Origin of the sequence: Brevundimonas nasdae, from assembly GCF_016654005.1 — a bacterium.
Taxonomy (GTDB): domain Bacteria; phylum Pseudomonadota; class Alphaproteobacteria; order Caulobacterales; family Caulobacteraceae; genus Brevundimonas; species Brevundimonas nasdae.
The window spans coordinates 438,245-460,451 of sequence record NZ_JAEPWN010000002.1; the positions used below are offsets into that span (position 1 = coordinate 438,245).

The 22,207-nt window shown below is 64.2% G+C and carries 37 protein-coding genes; 19 read left to right on the forward strand and 18 right to left on the reverse strand.

Annotated features, from left to right (window positions below; all coding sequences use genetic code 11):
* Positions 1 to 120 precede the first annotated feature (120 nt).
* The 17 genes from JKF87_RS05435 to JKF87_RS05515 all read right to left on the reverse strand — a co-directional run bounded on the left by JKF87_RS05435 (position 121) and on the right by JKF87_RS05515 (position 10,522).
* Positions 121 to 858, reverse strand: coding sequence for a Lar family restriction alleviation protein (locus JKF87_RS05435; RefSeq protein WP_201098040.1), 738 nt, complete (start codon positions 856 to 858; stop codon positions 121 to 123).
* Complete coding sequence (locus JKF87_RS05440) at positions 855 to 2,474, reverse strand: hypothetical protein (protein ID WP_201098042.1); 1,620 nt, start codon at positions 2,472 to 2,474, stop codon at positions 855 to 857. Before JKF87_RS05440 ends, JKF87_RS05435 begins: the two co-directional genes overlap by 4 nt.
* A complete protein-coding gene (locus JKF87_RS05445) occupies positions 2,471 to 3,325 on the reverse strand; it encodes a hypothetical protein (protein WP_201098044.1) in 855 nt (284 codons plus the stop codon). Before JKF87_RS05445 ends, JKF87_RS05440 begins: the two co-directional genes overlap by 4 nt.
* A gap of 531 nt (positions 3,326 to 3,856) precedes the next feature.
* On the reverse strand, positions 3,857 to 4,111 hold the full coding sequence (locus JKF87_RS05450; protein ID WP_201098046.1) for a hypothetical protein: 255 nt from the start codon (positions 4,109 to 4,111) through the stop codon (positions 3,857 to 3,859).
* 3 nt (positions 4,112 to 4,114) lie between these two features.
* A complete protein-coding gene (locus JKF87_RS05455) occupies positions 4,115 to 4,477 on the reverse strand; it encodes an HNH endonuclease (RefSeq protein ID WP_201098048.1) in 363 nt (120 codons plus the stop codon).
* Positions 4,474 to 4,980 (reverse strand): hypothetical protein, encoded by a 507-nt coding sequence (locus JKF87_RS05460; protein ID WP_201098050.1) that lies wholly within the window; start codon positions 4,978 to 4,980, stop codon positions 4,474 to 4,476. Before JKF87_RS05460 ends, JKF87_RS05455 begins: the two co-directional genes overlap by 4 nt.
* Positions 4,980 to 5,729 carry a hypothetical protein gene (locus JKF87_RS05465; RefSeq protein WP_201098052.1) on the reverse strand — a complete coding sequence of 250 codons (750 nt, stop codon included), beginning with the start codon at positions 5,727 to 5,729 and terminating at the stop codon, positions 4,980 to 4,982. The genes JKF87_RS05460 and JKF87_RS05465 overlap by 1 nt, the downstream gene beginning before the upstream one ends.
* Positions 5,726 to 5,938 (reverse strand): hypothetical protein, encoded by a 213-nt coding sequence (locus tag JKF87_RS05470; RefSeq protein WP_201098054.1) that lies wholly within the window; start codon positions 5,936 to 5,938, stop codon positions 5,726 to 5,728. The genes JKF87_RS05465 and JKF87_RS05470 overlap by 4 nt, the downstream gene beginning before the upstream one ends.
* Complete coding sequence (locus JKF87_RS05475) at positions 5,938 to 6,621, reverse strand: ERF family protein (RefSeq protein WP_201098055.1); 684 nt, start codon at positions 6,619 to 6,621, stop codon at positions 5,938 to 5,940. The genes JKF87_RS05470 and JKF87_RS05475 overlap by 1 nt, the downstream gene beginning before the upstream one ends.
* An 89-nt stretch (positions 6,622 to 6,710) precedes the next feature.
* Positions 6,711 to 6,941 (reverse strand): hypothetical protein, encoded by a 231-nt coding sequence (locus JKF87_RS05480; protein ID WP_201098056.1) that lies wholly within the window; start codon positions 6,939 to 6,941, stop codon positions 6,711 to 6,713.
* The gene (locus tag JKF87_RS05485) at positions 6,941 to 7,771 is read right to left on the reverse strand and encodes a hypothetical protein (protein ID WP_201098058.1); all 831 of its coding nucleotides are present in this window, start codon (positions 7,769 to 7,771) and stop codon (positions 6,941 to 6,943) included. The genes JKF87_RS05480 and JKF87_RS05485 overlap by 1 nt, the downstream gene beginning before the upstream one ends.
* Positions 7,768 to 8,079 (reverse strand): hypothetical protein, encoded by a 312-nt coding sequence (locus JKF87_RS05490; protein WP_201098060.1) that lies wholly within the window; start codon positions 8,077 to 8,079, stop codon positions 7,768 to 7,770. Before JKF87_RS05490 ends, JKF87_RS05485 begins: the two co-directional genes overlap by 4 nt.
* Positions 8,076 to 8,456 (reverse strand): hypothetical protein, encoded by a 381-nt coding sequence (locus JKF87_RS05495; RefSeq protein WP_201098062.1) that lies wholly within the window; start codon positions 8,454 to 8,456, stop codon positions 8,076 to 8,078. The genes JKF87_RS05490 and JKF87_RS05495 overlap by 4 nt, the downstream gene beginning before the upstream one ends.
* A complete protein-coding gene (locus tag JKF87_RS05500; protein WP_201098064.1) occupies positions 8,453 to 8,884 on the reverse strand; it encodes a hypothetical protein in 432 nt (143 codons plus the stop codon). The genes JKF87_RS05495 and JKF87_RS05500 overlap by 4 nt, the downstream gene beginning before the upstream one ends.
* Entirely contained in the window at positions 8,881 to 9,429 is a 549-nt protein-coding gene (locus JKF87_RS18620) for an HNH endonuclease signature motif containing protein (protein ID WP_370874362.1), read from the reverse strand. Before JKF87_RS18620 ends, JKF87_RS05500 begins: the two co-directional genes overlap by 4 nt.
* A 314-nt stretch (positions 9,430 to 9,743) precedes the next feature.
* Positions 9,744 to 10,151 carry a hypothetical protein gene (locus JKF87_RS05510; protein WP_201098069.1) on the reverse strand — a complete coding sequence of 136 codons (408 nt, stop codon included), beginning with the start codon at positions 10,149 to 10,151 and terminating at the stop codon, positions 9,744 to 9,746.
* Positions 10,148 to 10,522 (reverse strand): helix-turn-helix domain-containing protein, encoded by a 375-nt coding sequence (locus JKF87_RS05515; protein WP_201098071.1) that lies wholly within the window; start codon positions 10,520 to 10,522, stop codon positions 10,148 to 10,150. Before JKF87_RS05515 ends, JKF87_RS05510 begins: the two co-directional genes overlap by 4 nt.
* 57 nt (positions 10,523 to 10,579) lie before the next feature.
* Here JKF87_RS05515 and JKF87_RS05520 point away from each other — a divergent pair, with 57 nt between their 5' ends.
* The 13 genes from JKF87_RS05520 to JKF87_RS05580 all read left to right on the forward strand — a co-directional run bounded on the left by JKF87_RS05520 (position 10,580) and on the right by JKF87_RS05580 (position 16,235).
* Positions 10,580 to 10,858 carry a helix-turn-helix domain-containing protein gene (locus JKF87_RS05520; protein WP_201098073.1) on the forward strand — a complete coding sequence of 93 codons (279 nt, stop codon included), beginning with the start codon at positions 10,580 to 10,582 and terminating at the stop codon, positions 10,856 to 10,858.
* Between the two features lie 110 nt (positions 10,859 to 10,968).
* On the forward strand, positions 10,969 to 11,142 hold the full coding sequence (locus tag JKF87_RS05525; protein WP_201098074.1) for a hypothetical protein: 174 nt from the start codon (positions 10,969 to 10,971) through the stop codon (positions 11,140 to 11,142).
* Positions 11,143 to 11,203: 61 nt separating this feature from the next.
* On the forward strand, positions 11,204 to 11,608 hold the full coding sequence (locus JKF87_RS05530) for a hypothetical protein (protein WP_201098076.1): 405 nt from the start codon (positions 11,204 to 11,206) through the stop codon (positions 11,606 to 11,608).
* Positions 11,605 to 11,844, forward strand: coding sequence for a hypothetical protein (locus tag JKF87_RS05535; protein WP_201098080.1), 240 nt, complete (start codon positions 11,605 to 11,607; stop codon positions 11,842 to 11,844). The genes JKF87_RS05530 and JKF87_RS05535 overlap by 4 nt, the downstream gene beginning before the upstream one ends.
* Positions 11,841 to 12,005, forward strand: coding sequence for a hypothetical protein (locus JKF87_RS05540; protein WP_201098081.1), 165 nt, complete (start codon positions 11,841 to 11,843; stop codon positions 12,003 to 12,005). Before JKF87_RS05535 ends, JKF87_RS05540 begins: the two co-directional genes overlap by 4 nt.
* Positions 12,002 to 12,679: a hypothetical protein gene (locus tag JKF87_RS05545; protein WP_201098086.1), complete on the forward strand. Its 678-nt coding sequence runs from the start codon at positions 12,002 to 12,004 to the stop codon at positions 12,677 to 12,679. Before JKF87_RS05540 ends, JKF87_RS05545 begins: the two co-directional genes overlap by 4 nt.
* Positions 12,676 to 12,918 (forward strand): hypothetical protein, encoded by a 243-nt coding sequence (locus JKF87_RS05550; RefSeq protein ID WP_201098089.1) that lies wholly within the window; start codon positions 12,676 to 12,678, stop codon positions 12,916 to 12,918. Before JKF87_RS05545 ends, JKF87_RS05550 begins: the two co-directional genes overlap by 4 nt.
* Complete coding sequence (locus tag JKF87_RS05555) at positions 12,915 to 14,390, forward strand: replicative DNA helicase (protein WP_201098091.1); 1,476 nt, start codon at positions 12,915 to 12,917, stop codon at positions 14,388 to 14,390. Before JKF87_RS05550 ends, JKF87_RS05555 begins: the two co-directional genes overlap by 4 nt.
* Entirely contained in the window at positions 14,387 to 14,668 is a 282-nt protein-coding gene (locus JKF87_RS18625; protein WP_201098093.1) for an HNH endonuclease, read from the forward strand. Before JKF87_RS05555 ends, JKF87_RS18625 begins: the two co-directional genes overlap by 4 nt.
* Positions 14,665 to 14,982: a DUF1376 domain-containing protein gene (locus tag JKF87_RS05565; RefSeq protein ID WP_201098094.1), complete on the forward strand. Its 318-nt coding sequence runs from the start codon at positions 14,665 to 14,667 to the stop codon at positions 14,980 to 14,982. The genes JKF87_RS18625 and JKF87_RS05565 overlap by 4 nt, the downstream gene beginning before the upstream one ends.
* Positions 14,945 to 15,274, forward strand: a complete 330-nt coding sequence (locus JKF87_RS05570) for a hypothetical protein (RefSeq protein WP_201098095.1) — start codon at positions 14,945 to 14,947, stop codon at positions 15,272 to 15,274. Before JKF87_RS05565 ends, JKF87_RS05570 begins: the two co-directional genes overlap by 38 nt.
* Complete coding sequence (locus tag JKF87_RS05575) at positions 15,271 to 15,981, forward strand: hypothetical protein (protein ID WP_201098099.1); 711 nt, start codon at positions 15,271 to 15,273, stop codon at positions 15,979 to 15,981. The genes JKF87_RS05570 and JKF87_RS05575 overlap by 4 nt, the downstream gene beginning before the upstream one ends.
* Positions 15,982 to 16,052: 71 nt before the next feature.
* Positions 16,053 to 16,235 carry a hypothetical protein gene (locus tag JKF87_RS05580; protein WP_201098102.1) on the forward strand — a complete coding sequence of 61 codons (183 nt, stop codon included), beginning with the start codon at positions 16,053 to 16,055 and terminating at the stop codon, positions 16,233 to 16,235.
* 302 nt (positions 16,236 to 16,537) lie between these two features.
* On the opposite strand, the gene JKF87_RS05585 is transcribed toward JKF87_RS05580, so the two are convergent.
* Positions 16,538 to 16,732 carry a hypothetical protein gene (locus tag JKF87_RS05585; protein WP_201098103.1) on the reverse strand — a complete coding sequence of 65 codons (195 nt, stop codon included), beginning with the start codon at positions 16,730 to 16,732 and terminating at the stop codon, positions 16,538 to 16,540.
* A 109-nt stretch (positions 16,733 to 16,841) separates the two neighbouring features.
* Between JKF87_RS05585 and JKF87_RS05590 the strand changes: the two genes are divergently transcribed.
* The 6 genes from JKF87_RS05590 to JKF87_RS05615 are packed head-to-tail and all read left to right on the forward strand — an operon-like array spanning position 16,842 to position 21,991.
* A complete protein-coding gene (locus JKF87_RS05590; RefSeq protein ID WP_201098105.1) occupies positions 16,842 to 17,273 on the forward strand; it encodes a terminase small subunit in 432 nt (143 codons plus the stop codon).
* Complete coding sequence (locus JKF87_RS05595) at positions 17,270 to 18,508, forward strand: phage terminase large subunit (protein WP_307418363.1); 1,239 nt, start codon at positions 17,270 to 17,272, stop codon at positions 18,506 to 18,508. The genes JKF87_RS05590 and JKF87_RS05595 overlap by 4 nt, the downstream gene beginning before the upstream one ends.
* Positions 18,508 to 19,887: an anti-CBASS protein Acb1 family protein gene (locus JKF87_RS05600; RefSeq protein ID WP_201098107.1), complete on the forward strand. Its 1,380-nt coding sequence runs from the start codon at positions 18,508 to 18,510 to the stop codon at positions 19,885 to 19,887. The genes JKF87_RS05595 and JKF87_RS05600 overlap by 1 nt, the downstream gene beginning before the upstream one ends.
* On the forward strand, positions 19,884 to 20,318 hold the full coding sequence (locus tag JKF87_RS05605; RefSeq protein WP_201098109.1) for a hypothetical protein: 435 nt from the start codon (positions 19,884 to 19,886) through the stop codon (positions 20,316 to 20,318). Before JKF87_RS05600 ends, JKF87_RS05605 begins: the two co-directional genes overlap by 4 nt.
* Before the next feature lie 26 nt (positions 20,319 to 20,344).
* A complete protein-coding gene (locus JKF87_RS05610) occupies positions 20,345 to 21,529 on the forward strand; it encodes a hypothetical protein (RefSeq protein ID WP_201098111.1) in 1,185 nt (394 codons plus the stop codon).
* Between the two features lie 3 nt (positions 21,530 to 21,532).
* A complete protein-coding gene (locus JKF87_RS05615) occupies positions 21,533 to 21,991 on the forward strand; it encodes a hypothetical protein (RefSeq protein WP_201098113.1) in 459 nt (152 codons plus the stop codon).
* The last annotated feature ends 216 nt before the right edge of the window (positions 21,992 to 22,207 follow it).

A 22,207-nucleotide genomic window follows, 5' to 3' on the forward strand; every position in this document is an offset into this window, starting at 1 on the left:
ACAAACTGCTGCATGGCATATTCCCGCGTGAGCGATACGCTATCTACTGCGGGCGCGCCCGGCGATCCGAACCCGCGATCATGAGGGTAAAGGACCGCCCAGCCGAACGATGTGTTTGCCTCACCCACGTTCGGCCTCCGTGCTTGAAAGGAAGGTGCAGCGTCCACATTGACGCGTTGACCACGCCGGATCGCACTCGCAGTCCAGCTTCTTGATCCATCCCCTCGCCTCAGCCAGCTTGCGCTCTGCTTCGGCGGCTTCGAAGTCGCGCTGACGGAAATGCGCCTCCAGGTGATCAAGGTCAGCGCGCGCCACTTTCACATCACCCCGCAGCGCCGCGATCTCTGCGAGGAGGGCTAGGACGGTGGCGGGATTGGCGGCGGAGATGAAGGCGGCGTCGAAGTCGTAGTCGCGGCGGTCATCAAGGACGCTTCGCTCATGTAGAGTGACGACCTCTTTTCCGGCTGGCGAGAGGATCGCTGCCCAGAAGTCCCTGTCGTCGCACTCTGGGTAGGCGGTAGAACCCTCAACACACGACCAAGGCCCCGGCGTCGCCGCCTCAGCCAGCCTCGCCAGTTCAGCATGATCGCCGGAGCCGAATTGCATTTTTTGCAAATCAGGATCGCCAGCATTTGTTTGCACTTTCTGCAAAGAAATCGGATCGCCGGAGCCGGGTGCGAGGGCGGTGCGTCGGTTCCAGAGGTCCGCCGAATCCTCTCCTTCAGTGGGGAGCCGATGCGAACCGGCGCACAATGCGTCGGCGCAGCGAACGCCCACACGGGACATGATCGTCACCCGCTCAGCGGGACCGCCACAGAACGGGCACGGCTTCAACTCCACCTTCTCGCGCGGGGTCATTGGATCACCCCCGCTTTCAGGGCGGCGAGGGCTTCGGCCTTCAGGAACAGGCTATTTGCCGCGCTGGCATTGGTGACCTCATCTCCTGCGTAGGACATCACTTCGAGGAGAACAGAGACTTCCTCTTCGGTAACTGTGAGGGCCATCCCACCATCGTGGGAGATGGTGTTGAGTGCGACGTTGGCGCGATTCAATATGAAGCCAAGCGTGTGATGGTTCGGGTCGTCGGCAATCTCAGCCTGCTGAACAATGCTCTCCAACGCCTCGACCGCCACCCTCACCCTGTCGTCATCGGCGGCTGGCGGAGCCGCAGCCTTCATGACGTGCCACAGATTGATGACCGCGCCGCGCTCGTCTTCGTTGCTGAAATCTACCTTCAGCCCCGCTTGGATCATTTCTTCGGTCGGATCGTCAGGCTCCGAGTGCATGGCATCGGCGGCGGGTGTCGGGGATGGGTGGGTGTAGAGGGGCTGAACGTCGTGCGTGTCCCTGATGCGCGGCTCTCCATCGCAGAGCGTCCAGCGCGTGTCAGAGCGCCCCTTTCTGCGATAGCGCCAGCCCGCCACAGGCTCCCCCGCCGCCCCTTCGTCCAGGGCCTCGGATCGGGCTGGGGCAGATGGGCGGTCATAGAGGGCGACTGTTTTCCGCGCCTTGGCGAGGCGGGCTGAAAGGTGCTTCATCAACGCGGCATGGGCTTGGCCCTTGGCTTCATCAGCCGACGCGAAGCCAAGATGCCCTGCATTGTTGACCCGGTAGGACCAGACGTTGTCGTGTCCGTGAGTGACTATGACAGCATAATCACCGAACTCGGCCCGCCATTCCTCCAAGGCCTTCGTTTCGACCTTGCGCCAGTTAAGCGTGACCTCCCCCTCCCCGGCAACAGGGGCGAGGCGATCAACCTCCCTTCGGATTTCGATGCGGCCCATGCCGGTCAGCTTTGAGGCCTGACCTTCGGACAGCGCGCCATCAGCGTGAAGACGGATAGCAATGGCCTCTAAGTCGTCACCAGCGCGTTCGAACCACTCACGCGGCATAGGCATGATGTTGCGCGACGGGTTGTCGGGCGTGGGCTCGCAAATCTCCACCACATGACAATGCTTCAGCTTCTCAGCTACCTCAGCAAAGGGCTTGAGTGTGTCGAGCAGCTTCAAATGAAGCGCCACCGTCTCCCGCGTCTCTCCGCGCGCCTCGCCCTGTTCCGGCTGCGGATGGGCGCGGAGGGCGGCGAGCAGCCCCTCTCTCTCAATGGCTTTCAGAACTGCCTTGGCGCCGTCCCCAGCATCCCAGTCCAAATCAAAGCTGTCCGACAGTGCGTCGGAAATCAGGTCCTCAATGTCGTCTTTCGACCATGCGCCCGAACCTTCCGAGGCTTCCTCGCGGGGTGGGAGGGCGGACAGCATGGCGCTCAGTTCGCCTTCGACCGACTGTGCGATCGAATGGATATCAACGATGCAGCCAGACGACTGAGGCGTTGAACCACCAGGAATCCAGAGATCGCCGCGCTCGTTGTCGATCTGCTCGATGCCGGGATGCTGGGCGCGCAGTTCTTCGATGATTGTGTGCGCGATGACCAGTTTCAGGTCTTCCGGCACCAGGCGCGTTTCAGTGGTGGTCATTGTGCTTCTCCACGAATGGCAGCGAGGGCTTGGCGAGCGACACGACCGGCCCATGCGGTTCCTTGGTCGAATCCGTGGGCGTAAGTTTTCTTGATGACCGGACCGGCGTTGGGGCCGCCCGCGTCAATCGTCTCCAACGCCTCTATCGCCCTATCCAAGCGCGCCTGCTTGGTGTCCGACCACTCGTGACGCTGGCGCTCTTCAACAAGGAACCGCTCGCAGTCCTCGACCGTCACCGCTGCGATTGCGCCCGGCACGTCTTCACCGCCGCAGATCGCCAGCTTCAAACGATCCAAGCGCGGATCGGTCGGAGGGGTGGTGGTGAGGGCTGACAGAATACGCGCCCTGTCGATTGGATGGTCTAGACCATGCGATGCGCCGTACTGCAGCTTTAGGTACTCAGCGGCGGTATCAAGAAGGGGGCTTTGCCATCCATGTTCAACAGCCCCCTCACCCGCCTGCGATGAGAAGCGGAAGGCGAGAAAGCGCGGATGCTCCCAGTCGATTTCCTCAGGCAAGTACGCGCCCGAGGTTATTCCTGACCTCAGCCTCAGTTCCACGCGCATCCCCGGCACCGGGTTCACGCCGCCGCTCCACAGCATCCAACCGTCTGCGTCAGGGCGACCGATGAAGGTGAAGCGTCCGGGTCGATATCCGAAACTATCGTCGGCGGTCGTTACGATGCAGTTCGAAACGCCACCCGATCCCGAGGGGCGGATGAATGAGACGACTTCTCCGGTAACGATGGCGGGGCTCTCATCGGAGCCTTTGATGCACCGAAGCACATCCCCCTTCACGAGCAGCTTAACGCTCTCGCTATCCAGAGGGCCGACAGGGGGTTGGGTGGTCATGCGGCGACCTTTTCATTCTGAGAGTGAGGGAACGCCTCGACTTCGGACAGGAAGGCGGCCCTCCAGCCCAGCGGATGCCAGGCAACGGAGGCGGGTTCGATCCCGGAGCAGACGGAGCCGTAGATCACTGTCCGCCCTCCTTTGCGCGAAGGATGGCGATGCAGAGGGCTTGGGCTGGGGTTTTGGCTTTGAACGAGACAGTGTCCGGACCAGAGCCGAAGACAACACCCGTTCGGACTTTGAACAAACTGGCGTGCCACCACTCTGCGCACGTCTCCCCATGGCGCGGTTTGCGTTGGGCGACTGACGCTTCGTAATCGGGCAGCACCCGCTCAGCCACCGCCACAGCCGCGTCCAGGCTGGTTGTCCAGTTAGGCCAAGGGTCGCAGTTCCCGCGCGCTATCCGAGAACCATCCGGAGCAGTGTAGACGAGGTCAGCATCGATGATGCCGAGCGCCTGACCGAAAGCGATATCCAACTCCCGCGACCCACCCTCTGCCGCTTCAAGCGATTGAATGAGAGACGACCCGCTCATTGGTCTGCACCATTGGCGCGAGAGACGGCGGCTTTGACGCGACCGGCGGCGATGTTCTGTTCCTTGGTGGACAGACGCTCCAGCTCAGAGGCGTAGAAGTCCTCGGCTTTGGTGCGGGCCTCGTCCTCGGTCGGGGCGTGGATGACGACCGGGCTCCAGGTCAGCTTCATCTTGCCGCCCTTCGTCGGCATCGGCATTTCGATACGGGCAATGGCGCCATCTGCGGCGCTCGTGAAGGTTACGACGCGCATGGTTCAGCGGCCTCCATCTGTGGGGCGGGACTGAGCGAAGGGGCGCGAACGCAGCTTCGAACGGCTCTCTGGCCAGGTCCCGATGTGTTTGGCCCGAATGCGGGCGATCTTGGATTTGATACCGACATCGCGGGTCGTCTTCTGACGGTGCGGTTCGCGAAGGGCCGGGGCGAGGTTGGACTCACGGTTCTCGCCGCCGTTCACCAGGGCGATGACGTGATCACACTCCCAGCTTTCACCGGCTGCGATCTTGCGGCCGCTCAGGTAGCAGCGACCTCCATGTGCTTCGAACACTCGGGCGCGGACGCGGGCCGGGATCGGGCTGTCAGGGCTTTTGCCGACCCACTCATCAACGGTGCGGGTCATGCGGCTTCTCGCTGCTGAACCAGAACGTCAGGATCAACGCCCAGCAGGTCCGACACGATTTCCAGAATGGCCGTCTTGCTGGCCTGGAACTCGGCCTTGTCCATAGAGCGGCGGGATTGGCTCTTGGCGACGCGCTCCACGACCATAGGTCCGCGAACGACGACAACGGCGAAGTCAGACTTGGTGCGCAGGTGTGCTGCAACACGAAGTGCCGCCGCATTGGTTCCGGCGTCGATCTGCGTCTCTGTGAAATATCCGGCGTCGATCAGAGCGCGCTTGCGCAGGTGTTCGACCGTTGGGAAGGCCTCGACCACATGTTCCGGCAGGCTCTTGAACGCCTCGGCCAGCCACGCGAACTCGTGATCGTGCGACTTGCCCGAGCGATGCTCCACCTCGGCCATGAGGTAGCGTTGACCTTGGACGAAACGGTTCTTGGCCAGCACCGGATGCGTGGGGGCCAGAACTTCGCCGGTCCATTCAAAGGCTGTGGGGTGAGAAGCCATCAGAAGCGCTCCTCGCGGAAGGCCACGCCCTTGTCTTCTGCCCCGCGCCGGTTCTGGCGAGCGTCGTCGTCCGCCAGCTTCTGCACGAGGGCGCGGAAGGGCTCGGGGTTCTCCAGCCAATAGTGGCGGACGGCGGCGTTCAGGTCGGTGATGTCTGCGACCGTGCGGGTCCGCAGCCCTTGAGCGCGTCCGCCGCCATGGGCGTGCGCCTTGTCGTTCGCAGCGATCTTGGCGACCTTCTGGGCGTCCTCGGCCTCCTTGACGGCCTGGTCCGCGACCTCGCGGGATTCGAGATCGGAGGCGCGGGCGGCGGCGAGCGCTTCAGCGGCGGCTCTCGCCTTGGCGGCCGCCTCCTCTGCAGCCTTCACACGCGCGGCCTCGATCTCCTGCTCGCGCTTGATCAGGAACGGACGCTTGGCGGCGTTCAAAGCATCAATGGCGGTCGGAACCTTGCCGGGTGCCTTGTTCTTCAGCGGTGCCAGATAGACGTTGTAGCGGCTCTGGATGGCGTCGATCTGGTCGTCGAGCGGCTTCTTCTCCTTGACCCGCTCAGCTTCCAGCGCCTTGGCGTTGCCCGTCAGGTCGTCGATAAGGCGGGCGATTTCATCGACCTGTTCCTGGGTTTCGGCGACCGTGCCATCAGCCCAGTTCTTGGCCTCGATCAGGGCGTCATTGATGCTCTCGACGATGATGTCGAAGGGCGTTTCGACGGGCGGATTGTTGCTCAGATGGATGGGTTCGGCGCTCATGCTGCCGCCTCCGATTTCGCGGCCTGCTCTGCCTGTTCGGCGGCATATGCTTCGTCGCGGCGTTCCAGCTCAGCCGTCATCGCGTCGATTTCCGTCTGACGCAGGCCGTCGCGTTGTTCACGGACCAGCTTAGCCAGAGCGCTCGCGAGATGCGGGTAAGCCATGTCGGCAATCACAACGTCTTGGCCCTTGGAGTTCACGTAGAACATCAGGCGGCTTCCTTCTGATCGAAGGGTGTTTCTTCGGTGCTGGTGTTAGCCGGGGCGTCGGCAAATCGCTTCGCCTCGGTGCGCATGACGCCGATCACATGGGCGAAGTTGCCGTCGTCCAACGCCTCGCGAAGGCCGGTCTTCTGGCTCTCCCAGAAGTGGGTGAACTCGTCTTTCGTTTTGCACTGGCGCAGTTGGTCAGCGGCGAACTGAGCTGCTGCGCTGGGGAAGTCTGGCTCGCGCTGCTGTTGCTTTTCGCGCGGGCCTGACGATGCGTTTCCGTCATCGTCTTCTGGCGCGGCGCCGGTCATCGCCAGCAGGGAGTAGCGACGACCGTAGGTGATCGCAGAGCCGACGCCCTGGGGGTCGGTCTTGGACGGACGCAGGCGAAGAGTGCTGCTGACTGAAGAACCGCCCTCGTGGAGCAGGGTCGTCGTGATCGACACCCACTCCCCGTCATTGACTGCGTTCTGGATGACGCCGATGCCATGTTCGTTCAGCGCAGGCACGACGGCCTCCACCACCTCGGCGAGGTCGGCGTACTTTGTCTTGAAGTGCTCGTTCTTGGCGGCCTTCTTGATGGCCTCCATCGACTTCTGCGCGGCGACATAGGCCTTGGCGATGGCGGGCCGGTCGCCCTCCCAGATCAGGCCATAGTCGCGCTCAATGGTCAGGGTGCTCATGGATTGCTCCGAATGGTCGGCAGCACCCTCCGCGCCGTTATTGGCGGTCACGGAGGCCTTGGCTGCTGGGGAAAGGGTTGCGGCTTCGGTCATGCGACGAAGGCCTGTTCGGTGTGCTGGGTGCGGAAGGTCAGCGCCTCGCCGGAAAGGCGAAGGGACCGGGCCCGACGCCATGCTGATCGGGTCGCCTCGACCGAAGTCCAAGCGGCAAACCGTTCGACGTGCTGGTGGCCATTACGGTCCAGCCACGACAGGCGGGCGGTGTATTTGATCAGGCTCTCGGCGTGGGCCGGTCGGCGGAAAGGGAGAACTTGGCCCATCACGCAGCCTCCGCGACCAGGCGGGCGAATGTCTCGCCGCCATATCCCGACCGGCTGATCTCCAGTGCCTGCGCGAGCGGAAGGGATTCAGTTTTGTCCGGATCAATGCCGAAGGACAGCAGATGAGCCTTGGTGCCCGCCTCGCAGGCGCCGGTCAGCAGGCGATAGTCGTTGAACTCGACAGTGCCGCGCGCCTTGATCTTCGACACGAGATCGTCAACGTCGAAGTCTCGTTGTGCGATCTTGAAGCGCAGGTCTCGCAAAGCGCTCTCGGCGCTTTCGCCGTGCGCGTAGGTCTCGCCCTCCTGAGCCACATAGCATCGGGGGTCAGCATCAGGATCGCCCTTGAAATACTGGGCACTCCAGAGCGTGACCCCGCCGACAGCGCGGCTTGTGATCAGCCGCATCGTGTAGCCGTCGATATCGCGAAGGCGGATGGTCTGGCGCTTGTAGATCTGCTCCTCGGTCGTCAGGCTGCTGAGGTAGAGGGAGCCGCCCGCCGACAGGGACACGCCTTCCGGCAGGGTCGTCAGGCTGCGGAGGTCGAGGTAGCCGCCCGCCGACAGGGACACGCCTTCCGGCAGGGTCGTCAGGCTGCGGAGGTAGAGGGAGCCGCCCGCCGACAGGGACACGCCTTCCGGCAGGGTCGTCAGGCTGCTGAGGTAGAGGGAGCCGCCCGCCGACAGGGACACGCCTTCCGGCAGGGTCGTCAGGCTGCTGAGGTCGAGGGAGCCTTTCACGACAAAGGTGGAGCCTTCACGCTCGTAGCTGACGCCCTGCGCATCCAGTGAATAGGCGAACTCATCAATGGTCATGGTGGATTTGGTCACGCGGCAAGCTCCTGCTGCGCCGGAACAGCCAGGGCCGAACCGGATGGATTGTTGTCAGGGGAAAAGCTGTCGTCGTTCGTTGCGCGGAGGCGGCAGTTCATGGCCTCGCCAAGACGGACGGCGCGTTCGACGGAGCGGACCTGAAGCTCGATCAACGTCCCGAGGATTTCGCGGGTGAAGGCGTCTTCTTCAGGGTGGTTGAGGTGGCCCCAGAGCTGCTGCTCGTTGCGGATTTCCTCAATGGCCGCGTCGATTGCCGACATGGCCGCGCCCTCTTTCAGGGTGTTGATGCATTGGGCGCGGTTCATGCCGCCACCGCCGACGCTGCACGCAGGTTCTGGATGGCGACGTTTGCGTTTCCGTCGAAACCGGCTGGAGACTCCTGAAGGTTTTCGAAGTCGGACCACACGGCGCACCACATGACGTAGCCTCGGGGCGTCTGACCGTCCTGAAACAGGATCGGATCGCCATCCTTGGGACCGCCATGGTTTGGGCAGCAGGGGCCGTGGCAATACGGAGCGTCGCCCCTCTGCCAGCCACGCTCCCGGCACAGGACCTCACGCGGCAACTGCGGCCCGTTTGCAGGTTCGCCGCAGAAACCGGCAGGGCAGCCACCCATCCACATTGGAACGCGGCACTTGCCGCCGCTCCATGCGTAATTCTTGGCGTCGGCTTGCGCGCTCATGCCGCCACCGCCGTCGAGAACATGGCGGCCTTGGAGACGGTCAGCTCACGGCGCCATTCAGCAGCCTTGCGCTCACCGATCTCCTTGCGGGCCAGCCACGAAGTCAGGGCCTCGCCCTTGGCGATGGCGATATACTGGTCGCAGTTCGAAGCGGCCGAACCGTCTTCCAGCGACATCAGGCGACGAAGGGCGGCGCGATAGTCAGCGTCGCCGGGCTGATGCCCTGCCCTGCCCCCTACCTCTTCGAAGTAGCGAAGCGCGGCGGCGGCTGAACCGTGATGCAGGGCGGCACGGCGGGCGTCGGTGTCAGCCGGGCCATTCGATCCGGACCAGACCTGATCGGCAATCTGTGCGCCTTCCGGCAGGAGACGAAGCGCGGCTTCGTGCTTTCCGGGGCGGCGTTGGGTGGTGGGAAGCGACATGGTCATTTGACGTGGCTCCACGTGCGTCCAGTCACTACTGACCGGACGGTGTCCTTGTGGACGTTGAGGTCGGAGGCGATTGCCTTCATCTGCTCGCCCGCTGATTGCCGGGCTCGAATGAGACGAACTAGCCGGACATCCAGCCGGGCGCGGGGGTGGCTCTCACCAAGACGTCCCAAGATTCCAGCACGACGGGCGCGCCCTTTCCGCGTCATGTCCCGCATGTTGTCGCGGTGAGTTCCGAGGGAAAGGTGACCTACATTGACGCATGCAGGGGTGTCGCAGCGATGCAGGACGTGAAGGCCTGGGGCGATTGGTCCGTGCGAAGCAACCCAAGACGCGCGATGCGCAAGCCCGCCTTTGGCCCGGCCGTAGCCGTTACGAAACGTCGGCCCGCTCCAAAGCAGACAGCCTGTGTTTAGCTCAGGCTCCGAGCGACTTTCGATCCATTCCTTGGTGACGGCGTCTGCCACGTGTCTGTCTCCGTTGATGGAGACATTGTGCACGACATGCACATTTGATGTCAAACAATATTTGCACGTGGTGCACATCCGGCCCGACAAAAGCGGACGTAGGCCTATGCCTCAAGACTCGACAACTGCCCGCCGAACGGCAATCCATCTGTGCATGATGCGAACGATTTACTGCGTTCAGCCCTACCAGAGGTCAGCCGGGAGGCTGGTGCAGGGCCACATGCGCCGCCTGTTGAGCCGGGACGCAGCTATCCGCGCAGCCCAGGCATGCAAGGGCATGGCGGCGGGCGTGGTGGTTTATCGCGTGACGGGGTCACCGGAAGCGGATTTCTGGATGGACCCGGTTATGATCGCAAGGTCAGGAGAGGTGCCGGCCGAAGCCGCATAGCGCTTCAGTCCATGATGGACGGAACAATCTTGAACGCCTCGGGATAGTTGATCGTGAGGTCGGCGCACGCCGTGCCGAAATATTCGGCCGCCTGGTCTTCCCTCCGTCGGCGCCGCTCCGATCCGTCATCGGGACCAAAGTCTATCATCACTGCGGAAGCGGCTTTTTCCCGTTCGACTCCGCGTGTCAGCGCGTCTTCGACGATCGGCCCGTCAGTCTTGGCCATTATCGCCCGACGCCGGAAATCATCCACTAACGCCGTCACTGACGCGGCGTCGCTTTCCACGATTTTGAGGGCAGAGCAAATCCCGCCCATGTAGCTGGCCCGGCCCAAGGCCTCGGCCTCTTCTATGAACTGAAGAAAGGGCGGCGGCTCGGCCTGGATCATCAACGCGAGCGCCAGGCCGATCATCCGTCCGTCCCGGTCTTAAGCCCGCTCAGCATCTTTAATGCGACGGGACGCTGGGCGGCCGGGATCTGATCCATGATCGTCCAGATGCCTTCCGGGTCTTCAGGGTTCCGCATGATCAGCGAGGCTACATCCGTTCCGTAGACTTCAGCCAGCACTTCCATCAGGCGCTGATTATACGGCACCTTGAAACTTTCGATCCGGCTCAGCGTCGAGTGGCTGAGACCGATCTTATTCAGGTCCACTTCCTCGCCTTCGGCGACGACGCGATCAGCCATCATAGCCTCGGCCTTGTCCCGCACGCCCTCTAGCGAGAGCCCGGCAGCTTTCCGCCACTGGCGTAGATAGTGCTTCGGGCGGTCCATGTGCGACATGTGCACATTGTCTCGCGCCACGCCAAAGCCAGCCAGCGGCCATGGTGCACAATCCACTTGACCTATAATGTGCATGTGGTGCACATTGCCGCCATGACGCAGACCAAGCTTGATCTCTGGATGGGTGACAACCGCGACGACCAATGGCTCGCCCAGGTTCTCGGATGCAGCCGCTCGCAAGCTTCGCGGGTCCGTCGAGGCAAGAGCCGCCCATCACCGTCTGGCGCATTCCAGATCGAGAGGGTCACGCGCGGCAAGGTGAAGGCGTCGGAGCTGCTGGCCGAACCCATCGCCGCCAACGACGCCGACACCCCTCCCCAAGAGGCGGCGGCGTAGATGCCCGCCTTCCCGATTTCGCACTGCGCCGTGGGACAGCACTCGACGAGCGCGGTCGCGAAAGCTCCGGCGGGGGTCTCCCTCCCCCGTCTCCCTCGCCGGAGCCCCCCATGCTGACGACGCTCACGCCCGACGATCTCCAGATGATCCGCGCCGTCGTCCGCCAGGAACTGACGGGCATGCTCCACCCGAGCGTCCAGCGCACCCCGGCGCCCGCGCCTCCCCTTCCCGCCAACGACTTTCACGAAACTCAACCCGATCAACCTCCGCCTGATGCCGCCTGATCTACGGCGCGAAAGCGGAGCGGTCATCCAAACGATCAACCAGAACCTTTGAGCAACGCCAATGTCAGTCGCCACGATCAAAGCCCTCACCCAGCGCATCCGTAAACGCTACGGCACGACTGAAGCAGCCGCCAAAGCTGCGGGCGTTAGCCCTGGCGTATGGTCGGGCTACGAGAACGCCGACAAGCCAGAGACCACCATTCCGATCGGTCGTCTGTCGGAAATGAGCCTGACCAGCGACGAGCGGAGCGTCATCGTCGAGCTGTTCACTGCGGAAGCGGATGAGGTCGAAGCCGACATTCTCGATGAATCCGGCGAAGCCATCGAGGCAGTCGCCCAGATGCACAACGTGGTCCGTCTGGCGAGCAAGAACGGCAAGCCGGGCGAGACCGATAAGCGCGCGATCCGTGCTGCCGCCCTTGAGGCTCGCGCCCAGGTCGAGGACGTATTGGAGGCGGTGTCTTGATCGGCTCGCTTCTGTCCGTCGCGCACGACGCATTCCAGGCGATGACGGCTCCGATCCGCAACCGGCGCCAATCAGCCGCTATTCGGTGCCTGATGGCCGTGTCTGACGCCAAGGACGCTTTCCGGCAAGCCAAGGTGCGCGGCGACACGCGACGCCAGCACGAAGCCGCTGACCGCCTGAAGGCCGCGACGACCGACCTTCTGCGCGCCGAGCAGCGCATGGGGTGGAAGGCATGAGCGTCCAGCACACCCAAACGGTCGAGTCCGCCTACATGGGCCGGGACGGCAAACCCCGGTGCTTCGTGAAGGGCGGCGCCCTTCCGCTCTACACCGACGAACTTCTGAACGAAGGCGACGCCGTCATCGTCCAGGGCAATCGCGCGGAGAAGGCGCAGTGACCGTGCCGACCAACCACGGCTCGTTGGCTTCAGCCGGATCGTACGCGACCACGCGGCGCGGCGGGCTGACCAACGACGAAATCCGCCAGGCCAAAGCCCTGCGCGCCAAGAATTGGGGCTGGCAGAACATCGCCAACGTCCTGGGACGATGCCGGGAAGATGTGCAGCAGGCGCTGGAGCCCATCAAGCTTGAAGCGATCCCCGCGCTCAACTCCACCGAGGTCTTGGTCGCGCGTTCGAAGATCGAGACCGAGGCCAGGGATCGTCGCTTCGCCGAGATGTGGTCGAGCAACGCCTCGGTCGCCGACATCGCAGACCACTTCGCCGTCAGTTCGAACACGATCAACAGCTGGCGGCTCCGGCTGAATCTGCCCTCCCGCCTTGCGCCGAAGCTGGCGATGCGCTCGGCCTCCACGTCCAAGACCTGTGGGGTCGAGGCCGAGCGCATCGCTGAGTCCATCGCCAACACCTATGGCTTCTGCCTCAAGGATTTGGCCCCGGCGCCGTCCCGGTCTTATCGATACAGCCGCCCCCGCCAGCACATCATGTCGGTGCTCATGCAGAGCGGCTATTCGACCGTCAGCATCGGCACTTTGCTGCATACCGACCATGGAACGGTCAGCTACGGCGCCCAGAGCCACCGGCGTCGGCAAGCCCAGGACATGGCAGCATGAACGCGGTCGTCCCCTTCCCTGACCGCAACGCCTGCCGCGATCTGACGAAGAACGCACCGGGGGGCTATGCCGCCATCACCCGCAAGGTTGAGCGCATCATCGCCGACCATGACCCCGCGCCCCAGGCCGCCCGCCTGACTGTCCGCGCCTCGGTGTTGATGGCCCGTACGCTCGTCCCCAAGGCCGATCTGGTTCAGGCGATCCGCGATCTGGCTGACGAAGTGGAGGCCAGTAGGTGATCGACGCCGGCGCTGACACATCTGGCCTGCCCAAGAACCTGGAGGCTGAACAGGCCCTGTTGGGTCAGATCATGTACGACAACGCCGTCATGGAGCGGCTGCCCGACGCCCTGCGCGCCGAGCATTTCTTCGAGCCCTATCACCAGCGCATCTTCGAAGCGTGCGGCGGCGCCATCACGGCCGGTCGCACGGCCGAGCCCACGCTTCTGGCGAGCACGCTCTCAGCGGATCCGGCGTTCAGCGAATACGGCGGCCTGCGCTACCTCGCCGATTTGGTGGACCGCGCGCCGCCAGCCGCCAACGCCAAGGACTACGCACGCGACATCCGCGACCTGTCCGACCGTCGGACGCTTATCCGGGTGAGCGGCGACATCGCGGCGTCCGCAGGCGACATGGCCGCCCCTGCCGCCGAGCACGTCGCCAGCGCCGAAGCCGCCCTGTTCAGCCTTGCAGAGACCGGCGACCAATCGAAGGGCATCCAATCGTTCCGCGACGCTATGTCCGGCGCCGTGGATATGATCGAGGCCGCCTACCGCCGCGACGGCGCCCTGTCCGGCCTCTCCACGCACCTGATTGACCTGGACCACAAGCTGGGCGGTCTCCACCCGTCCGATCTGCTGATCCTCGCCGGCCGCCCCTCGATGGGCAAGACCGCCCTGGCCACCAACATCGCCTACCGCGTCGCCGACGCCTACGAGGCTGTTCAGGACGCTGATGCGCCGCGAGGCCTGCGCACAGTCAACGGCGGCGTCGTCCTTTTCTATTCGCTGGAGATGAGCGCCGAGCAGCTGGCCATGCGCATCATCGCTGATGTCGCCGAGGTCTCGGGGGACAAACTGCGCAAGGGTGAGATCGACGCCAATCAGTTTCGCCGGATCAAGGAGGTCCAGGCGCGGCTGGCGGAGATCCCGCTCTACATCGACGCCACCGGAGGACTGCCGATCGCCAAACTCGCCGCCAGGGCCCGGCGTCAGAAGCGCAAGACCGGCCTCGACTTGATCGTGGTCGACTACCTCCAACTGATCACGACCGGCGCGAACGCCCAGAAGAACCGCGTGCAAGAGGTATCCGAGATCACCGGCGCCCTGAAGGCCCTGGCCAAAGACCTGGGCGTCCCGGTCCTGGCGCTGTCGCAGCTCAGCCGCAAGGTCGAGGAACGCGAGGACAAGCGGCCGCAACTGTCGGACCTTCGGGAATCCGGCTCCATCGAGCAGGACGCCGACGCGGTGATGTTCGTCTACCGCGAGGCCTACTACCTGGGCCGCGCGGAGCCGAAGGAAGGCTCCGTCGAGCACGTCGCCTGGGTCGATGAGATGGGCAAGGTCCAGGGCCAAGCCGAAGTGATCATCGGCAAGCAGCGGCACGGTCCCATCGGCACCGTGCGCCTATCGTTCGACGACGACACAACCCGCTTTGGAAATCTCGCCCGCGAGGGCCAGTATGAAGCCCGCTATCCCTATGGTGACGCATGAGCGGCAATCCAGTGTGGCCAGCGACACGGTGGAGGGTGTGGGGTCGAGATCGGTTCTACTGCGTCTACTGCTGGGACCTCTGCATCTTCCCGAAAATCGGAGTGAAACCCGGTGATCAGTCGTTGCAACGAGAGCCGACCATCGATCACGTCATTCCCCGCGTAGATGGCGGCAGCAACCGTGCCGAAAACTTGGTGACCGCCTGTCGCCGCTGCAACACGCTCAAGGGGCGACGGTCGGCGGCGTGGCTTCGCGAACGCATTGGAATTCCGGTATGACCGCCCCGCTCACCCCCGCCGACTGCGACCTGCAGGACTTCCCGTTCATGCCGCTGCACGTTGCCCGACTGCGCGACAGCGACCTTGCAGCCGAAGAGCATCCCGAGGCTTGCTGGTATGCGGTCATGCTCTGGTCGGCCGCCTGGCACCAGCTGCCGGCCGGGTCGTTGCCGGACAACGAGACCATCCTCGCCCGGTTGTGTGGTCTGGGCCGCGACCTGAAGACTTTCCGCAAACACCGCGCCGGCGCCATGCGCGGCTTCGTGCTCTGCGACGATGGCCGCCTCTATCACCCCATTCCAACGGCTCCGTGAGGGCTTCTACGGCACCGGCGCCATGGCGTCGGCCGGATCCGAGCCTGCCCCCGTCGCTTTCGACGGTCCTGCCGAGCTGAGGGCGCAGGTTGTCACCGAGCAAGGCGAGGACTTCGCCAAAGCTTGGATCGATCCGTGCCGTTGGGATCAAGGGTCCCGCACCCTCATTGCTCGTAACGCCTTCGCCGAGGCGCGCATTCGCCGAGACCTGGGCGGCTGGATGACCCGCTGCCGGGTCAACGTCGAAGCCTCCGCCGCTAACGAACACCACCATCAGGGAGCCGCAGCATGAGCCGGAAGAAGAAGGGCAAGATCATCCTGCGCAAGATCGGGCAGCCCGAGCCGGCAGCAGCGGCAGCGCCTGAAGTGTCGAACGACCTGATCCGCCAGCGTCGGTCGGAGATCGCCCGCCTACGCGCGCAGGGCGCAGACGTGAACGTGGACAAGCGAACGTCGGAGATCCTCGGAGCATGGCGCCGGGATGTCTTCACGATCCTGCGCAATCGCCACGGCAAGCCAACCGACGGCTTCCCCAAGGGCCGGCCTGCCCTGTCGCAGCGCGCCTATGAGGCGTTCCGGGGGCACGAGACCGACATCCACTTGTCGGAGGGCGCGTCAGGGGGTGACCGTCGGCCCGACTTCATCCGCGCCACCTGCGAGGGGGCACCTGGCCAGAACGTCACCCAGGAAGCGATCGACGCGGCCGGCCGGGTGAAGAAGACGCTTCAGGGACTGTCGCCGTCCGACGCTCGCCTGCTCATGGCGCTGATGACGGGAGAGAAGGCCCTGGCCCGAAACTGGCGCCAGACCGTTCAGACCGAGACGGGCGAGACGGCGGACGAGAGCCAGGCCTCCCGGATCCGCGCCCTGGGCGAGAACCTGATCCACGCGCGGGGCGTCGCCACGGCGAAGGCAGTCCAGCCGGCGAATGACAGGCCGCCGCCCCAGCCCCATCAGCAGAAGGTGACGTGGTTCAGGGGCCCGGACTTCGGATCGTGATCTCGCTCCAAGCGGCGAGACCTTGAACACAAGAACTTTCCGCGCATTTACACCAGACGACTGGAGACAGAATGACCGAGAAGCAAAATCCCGAGTGGATCGCCTATGAGGAGTTGGCGTTAAATCCGGCGATGGAGGTCCAACTGGATGCCAACGCCAAATCTGGGTCGCCTGAACAATGGCGCCACCGTCCCCGCTTCCACACCGGAGAGACTGTGCCCCAATGGATTTCGGGAAAGCCAGGTAAACCCTAGCGCTCGGACTTCGGTCGATAACTTGGGGCTTTTCCGACCGGTCGAAGCAGGGTACATAAATGCAAGGTCGCTTCGCGCGTCCAGAAGATCAGGCCCACGGGAAACCGGAGGGCCTTTTTCGTTCCCGCAAGGGACTTGAAGTCTCGCTCCGGCGAGCCGTCCGAGTTGATCGCGGACGTAGGCCTGCCCCGCCTCTCGCTGATGCGCACCGGGCAGGCCCCTTGTCGGAGTAGCTCAGTCGGTAGAGCGCCGGTCTCCAAAACCGGATGTCGCAGGTTCGAATCCTGCCTCCCTCGCCATTCTCACTCGGAGGGCGTCATGGCCAACACCACGGTGATCCAGCGCGCCACCGAGACCATCGTCACCCGAGAGGGCCATGGCGGCTTAGGCTGATCCCAGGTCATGACGGCTGAGGTCAGCAGCATCATCGCCGAGGGCCGGTCCCGGAAGATCGAATGCACGATGTGCGCCGGCTTCTGTGATCCGGTGATGATCACCAGGCGGACCCAAGGCCGCGACCACTTCGAACACCTCCGCTGCACCAACGACAACACCACCTTCCGGCGGGTTTGGATCGGCGGATATGCCAGATAGGCGGGAGGACACATGCCTGCCCTCTCAAATCCGAAACATGAGCGGTTCGCCCTAGCTTTGGCCAAAGGGAAGGGCCAGGCCGAGGCCTACGCCGATGCAGGGTACAAGCCCAGCGAACCCAACGCCTCCCGCCTGACAAGAAATGACAAGGTGCAGGCCAGGGTCTCGGAGTTGCAGGAACGCGCTGCCGACAAGGCCGTCATCACAGTCGCAACGATCACTGAGCGGCTGCTGGCCATCGCCAAGAAGGCTGAAGGCAAGAACGAAGCGCCGATGCTCCAGGTCGCTCGCGCCAGTCTGATGGATGCGGCCAAACTGAACGGCCTCGTGATCGACAAGGCAGACAACACCAACTCGGCGGTCCTGACCGTCTCCTACGTCACCCGGTCTGATGCCGATGCTCCGGTGCCCGCTAGCCCGGAGGACTACGAGACGGCCGAGTGATCTACGAACCGATCCCGGCTTTCCGGTTCCTGACCGCGAAGCCCCTCGGCTCATATCGCTTCCGCGCTGCCCACGGCGGGCGGGGCTCGGCGAAGTCCTGGTCGGTCGTGGATGCCGCGATCTTCCACACAGTCACGACCGTTCGGCTTCGCGTCGTCTTCCTGCGGGAGGTGATGGCGAACCTGAAGGAGTCGTCTCTGGAGCTGGTCCGCACCCGGCTCCAGCACTACGGCCTGCTCGGCACCTACTTCCGCGAGGTGGACGGCACGTTCATCGGCCTCGGCGGTCAGAAGATCATGTTCATCGGCCTCTGGAAGGGCGGCAAGCCCGAGGGCATCAAGTCGCTGGAGGGCGCCGGCCTCACGATCCTGGAGGAAGCGCAGGAGGTGAAGCAGGCGTCGCTGGACGTGCTAATCCCCACCGTGCTCCGCACGATCATTTCCGAGCTGTGGGCGATCTGGAACCCGCGCCTGGCGACCGACCCTATCGACGTCTTCTTCCGGGGTCCGGTGAAGCCGAAGCGCGCCATCGTCCGCAAGATCAACTTCGACCAGAACCCGTTCTTCCCCGAAGCTCTGCGCGAGCTGATGGAGTTGGACTTCCTTAAGGACAAACTCCGGGCTGCCTGGATCTGGCTCGGCGCGTACATGCCGTCGGTTCAAGGCGCGATCTGGAACCGCGAGGCGCTGGATGAGGCGTGGCGCGAGGGCCGGAACGCATCTGAGGGCGATTGGGGCCGCGTCGTCGTTGGCGTTGACCCGTCTGGCGGCGGTGATGACGTCGGTATCGTGGTCGCGGCTGAATACGGCGACGGAGCCATCATTCTGGAAGACGGCACCTGCCCCGCCACCTCCCCTATGGCCTGGGCCACGGCCGTCGCCAAGTGCGTCGATCGCTGGAAAGCCGACTGCGTGGTCGCTGAGAAGAACTTCGGCGGCGACATGGTCGAGAGCACGCTCCGCGCCGGCGGCGTCAAAGCCCGCGTCGTCATGGTGTCCGCCAGCCGGGGCAAGCAGGTCCGCGCCGAGCCTGTCGCCGCCCTCTACGACCAGAAGCGGATCAGGCACCGCGAGCAGTTTCCGCTGATGGAGGCCGAGATGCTGATGACCACTCCGGCCGGCTACCAGGGCGATTTCTCGCCGAACCGCATGGATGCGCTGGTGTGGGCTATCCACAGTCTCAAGATCGAGGCGCAATCGACCGTCGCCATGTTCCTGAAGAGCCGGCACCGCTGATGAGCGCGCGTCAGCTTCTGGTCAACGTCGCGACACGATCGCTGCAGGCCATGTTCCCCGGCTATTTCGGGGCCGCGAAGCACAACCATACCGCCGACTTCGGCTATCCCGCGCTCGTGGACTTCAACACGGCCTATGAAGCCTACACCCGCAACGGCCTCGCCAATGCCGGGGTGGACAAGACGGTCGAGAAGACCTGGCAGGACATGCCGTACCTGCAGGAGTTCCAGCGCGACGGGACCAAGGGCGGCAATCAGAAAGAGACCAAGGTCGAGGCGGATATCCGGCAGCGTTTCGCCGACTTGCGGCTATGGCAGCACATGGCCGAGGCGGATCGCCGGGGCATGGTCGGGCGGTACTCCGTGCTGATCCTGCGCTTCGCCGACAGCAAGCAACTTCGGGAGCCTGTTGATCGCGTCAACGGCGGCCTGGCTGGATTGGTCGAGGTGATCCCGGCATGGGAAGGCCAGATCAAGCCGTCGGCCTGGGACACGGACCAGACCTCGGAAGGCTATGGCCAGCCGACGATGTATCAGTTCAACGAGGCCGCTGTCGGCGAGACCGCGCAGCCCCGCAACTTCGACATCCACCCCGACCGGGTCATCGTCTGGTCGCGGGACGGCACGCTGAACGGCCGCTCGGCGCTGGAGCCGGGCTACAACGACCTCCTGTCCCTGTCGAAGATCATCGGTGCCGGCGGCGAGGGCTTCTACAAGAACGCCAAGTCTGGCCTCTCCATCGAGATCGACAAGGACGCGAAGCTGGAGAGCATGGCGGCGGCCATGGGCGTCCAGACCACTGATGTGGTCGATAAGATCGATGAGCAGGTCGAGAGCTTCAATCGGGGCTTCGACAAGTCCCTGATGACCCAGGGCATGAAGGTCACCCCCATTCAGGTGTCCCTGCCCTCGCCCGAGCATTTCTTCGCCGTCGCTGCGCAGTCGTTCGCCGCCTCGATGAAGATCCCGATGAAGATCCTCGTCGGTTCGCAGACCGGCGAGCGCGCCAGCACTGAGGACGCGGAGGAATGGTCGCGGACCTGCATGGGGCGCCGCACCAATCAGGTGATCCCGGCCATCATGACGTTCGTCGGACGCCTTGAGCAGGTCGGCATCCTGCCCGCCAGGGACTGGTTCCTCAGCTGGTCCGACCTGACCGACGCGTCCCTCTCCGACAAGGTCGCCCTCGCCGACAAGATGGCCGACGTGAACGTGAAGATGAAGGACACGGGCGAGTTCGTCTTCACCATCGACGACATGCGCGGCGTGGCTGACCGCGAACCCCTCAGCGAGGCGGACAAGTACCGCGACGAGGGCGATGACGACGAAGAGCAGGACGCCCTAGGCCTGCCCGAGATCGAAGACGAGCCGGCTGCATGACGACCATCGCATTCCGCGACGGCATCCTTGCCGCCGACACACTGATCACTGCCGGCAACATTCGATGCGGCACCGAGACCAAGATCAAGGCACGCGGGCCGCTTCTCTATGGATCATGTGGTTCGTGCGGGCTCACCGATAAGGTCGAGGCCTGGATAAGGGCCGGAATGATCGGCGACCGACCGCCCTTGAAGGCTGGTGAGGCAACCGGCTCGGTCTTCGTCTTCATGCCCGATGACAAGATTGTCTGGATGCATGAGGACGGCGACACGGTTCTGAAGGCTCCCTACTGGGCGGCCGGAAGCGGCGAGAAGTTCGCCCTCGGCGCCATGGCGCACGGCGCTAGCGCTGAAGACGCGGTTAAGGCCGCAATCGTCCACGACACTGGCAGCGGCGGTTCAGTGACCGTGCTGCGCCGACAAACCGCCTGACCCATCCACAATCTAAGGAGGCCCGCGTGCACAAGCCCGCAGCGCCGACGCGCGCCTTCCTGGTCAACAAAGGCCTCACGGCTGGCGATCAGGTCCGCGTCAACATCCGCACCCTGGCCAACTCGGCGGCGATCAAGCGCGAGAAGCGCAACGGCCGGGACGTGATCATCGTCCCCTCGGCGACCCTGCCCGACGACGTCGTCATGAACGACATCCTTTATCCGGCCGCTGAGATCGCCAAGTCGTTCAAGACGCTGGAGCGCACGCCCGCCCCGTTGGGCCACCCGGCCATCAACGGCAAGTTCCTGTCGGCCCGCGACCCCGAGGGCATCAACGGTCACTACATCGGCGCCTGGAACGAGAACGTGCGCCAAGAGGGCGGCCGGGTCCTGCTGGACAAGGTGATCGACATCGAGTTCGCCAACCAGTCCGCCGGCGGCAAGCGCGTCCTAGCGGCCATCGATGCCGGCGACGCCGTCCACACCTCGACCGGCCTATTGGCCATCATGGACGCCGCCAACGGCGACGTTCCCTACAAGTTCACCGCTCGCGACATCGAGTTCGACCACGACGCCATCCTTCTGGACGAAGACGGCGCCGCCACCCCCGAACAGGGCGTCGGCATGATGGTCAACTCGGCGGGCCAAGAGATCCAGGTCGTCAACTCGGTCATCGAAGATGATGCCGATCGCGAACTCGGATGGGCCTTCGACCAGGCTCTACGTGCCGTCGAGAAGCGTCAACGAGCGTCGCTCTTCGACAAATTCAAGTCCGTGATCGAGGCCACTTTCGGCACCGAGCGGGAACCCTCCAACAATCAGAAGGACGACGAGATGGACAAGGTCCAATTCGACGAGCTTTCCGCGAAGGTGAACGCCATCACGGATGCTCTCAAGCCCGAGGCCCTGGATGCCCGCCTCGGCACGATCATCGACGCCAAGATCAAGCCGATCACGGATCAGATGATCGCCAACGCCGCAGACCAGAAGGCCAAAGACGAAGCCGAGCACACCGATCTGGTGGGTAAGGTAGTCAAGGCCAACCTGCTGGACGAAGAGACGGCGAAAGAGCTGACGCTCAACGCCCTGCGCAAGCTGGCCCCCAAGGCCGAGCCCGGCAAGGCTGCCCCGATCGCCAACAGCGGTTTCCGCCCGTCTGGCGACACCAAGCCCAGCTTCAAGCTGCCGGCCGCCGACAAGAAGGAGGGCTGATCCATGCCCCGCTTCAACAAGATCTATGCGGGTCCGGTGACGCAGGTCACCCCGCAGGTTCGTGAGGCTCCGGCCGCCACGGCCATCACGCCAGGCCAGCTGATCGTCCTGTCGTCCGGCGAGTTCACGCCCGCCGGCGCCACGACCGTCGGGAAGGTCTGGATCGCCCAGGACAACTACCTGGCCCAGAAGGGCGTCGACGATGCCTATGCGGCGGATGACGTCTGCATCGGCATGGAACTGCTGGATGAGCAGTTCTTCAACGCCCGCGTCGCTACCGGCGTCAACATCGCGGCGGTCGGCACTCCGCTGACCCCCGCCGCCAGCGGCACGCTTGCCATCGCCTCCACCAGTGACCTCGTCGTCGCCTACTCGGAGGAGATCTACAACAACACGTCCGGCTCGACCCAGCTGGTCCGCGTTCGCGCGGCCACGAACGGTCACCTGACGGCTGCGGCCTAAGGAGGGCTGACGATGCGCTACTTCGACGAACAGCTCGTCGCCAACTCCCGTCCTCACCAGCAATGGTGGGGCGAGGTCAGCATGGCCCGCGAGCACTTCCACCGCACCGAGGACGCCCACGCCGAACTCTACGGCAACGTCTCCGGCACGGCCCTGAATGCCTCCATCCTGCCGCGCGACGCCTGGCTCGAAATGGACACCATCACCCGCCGTGTC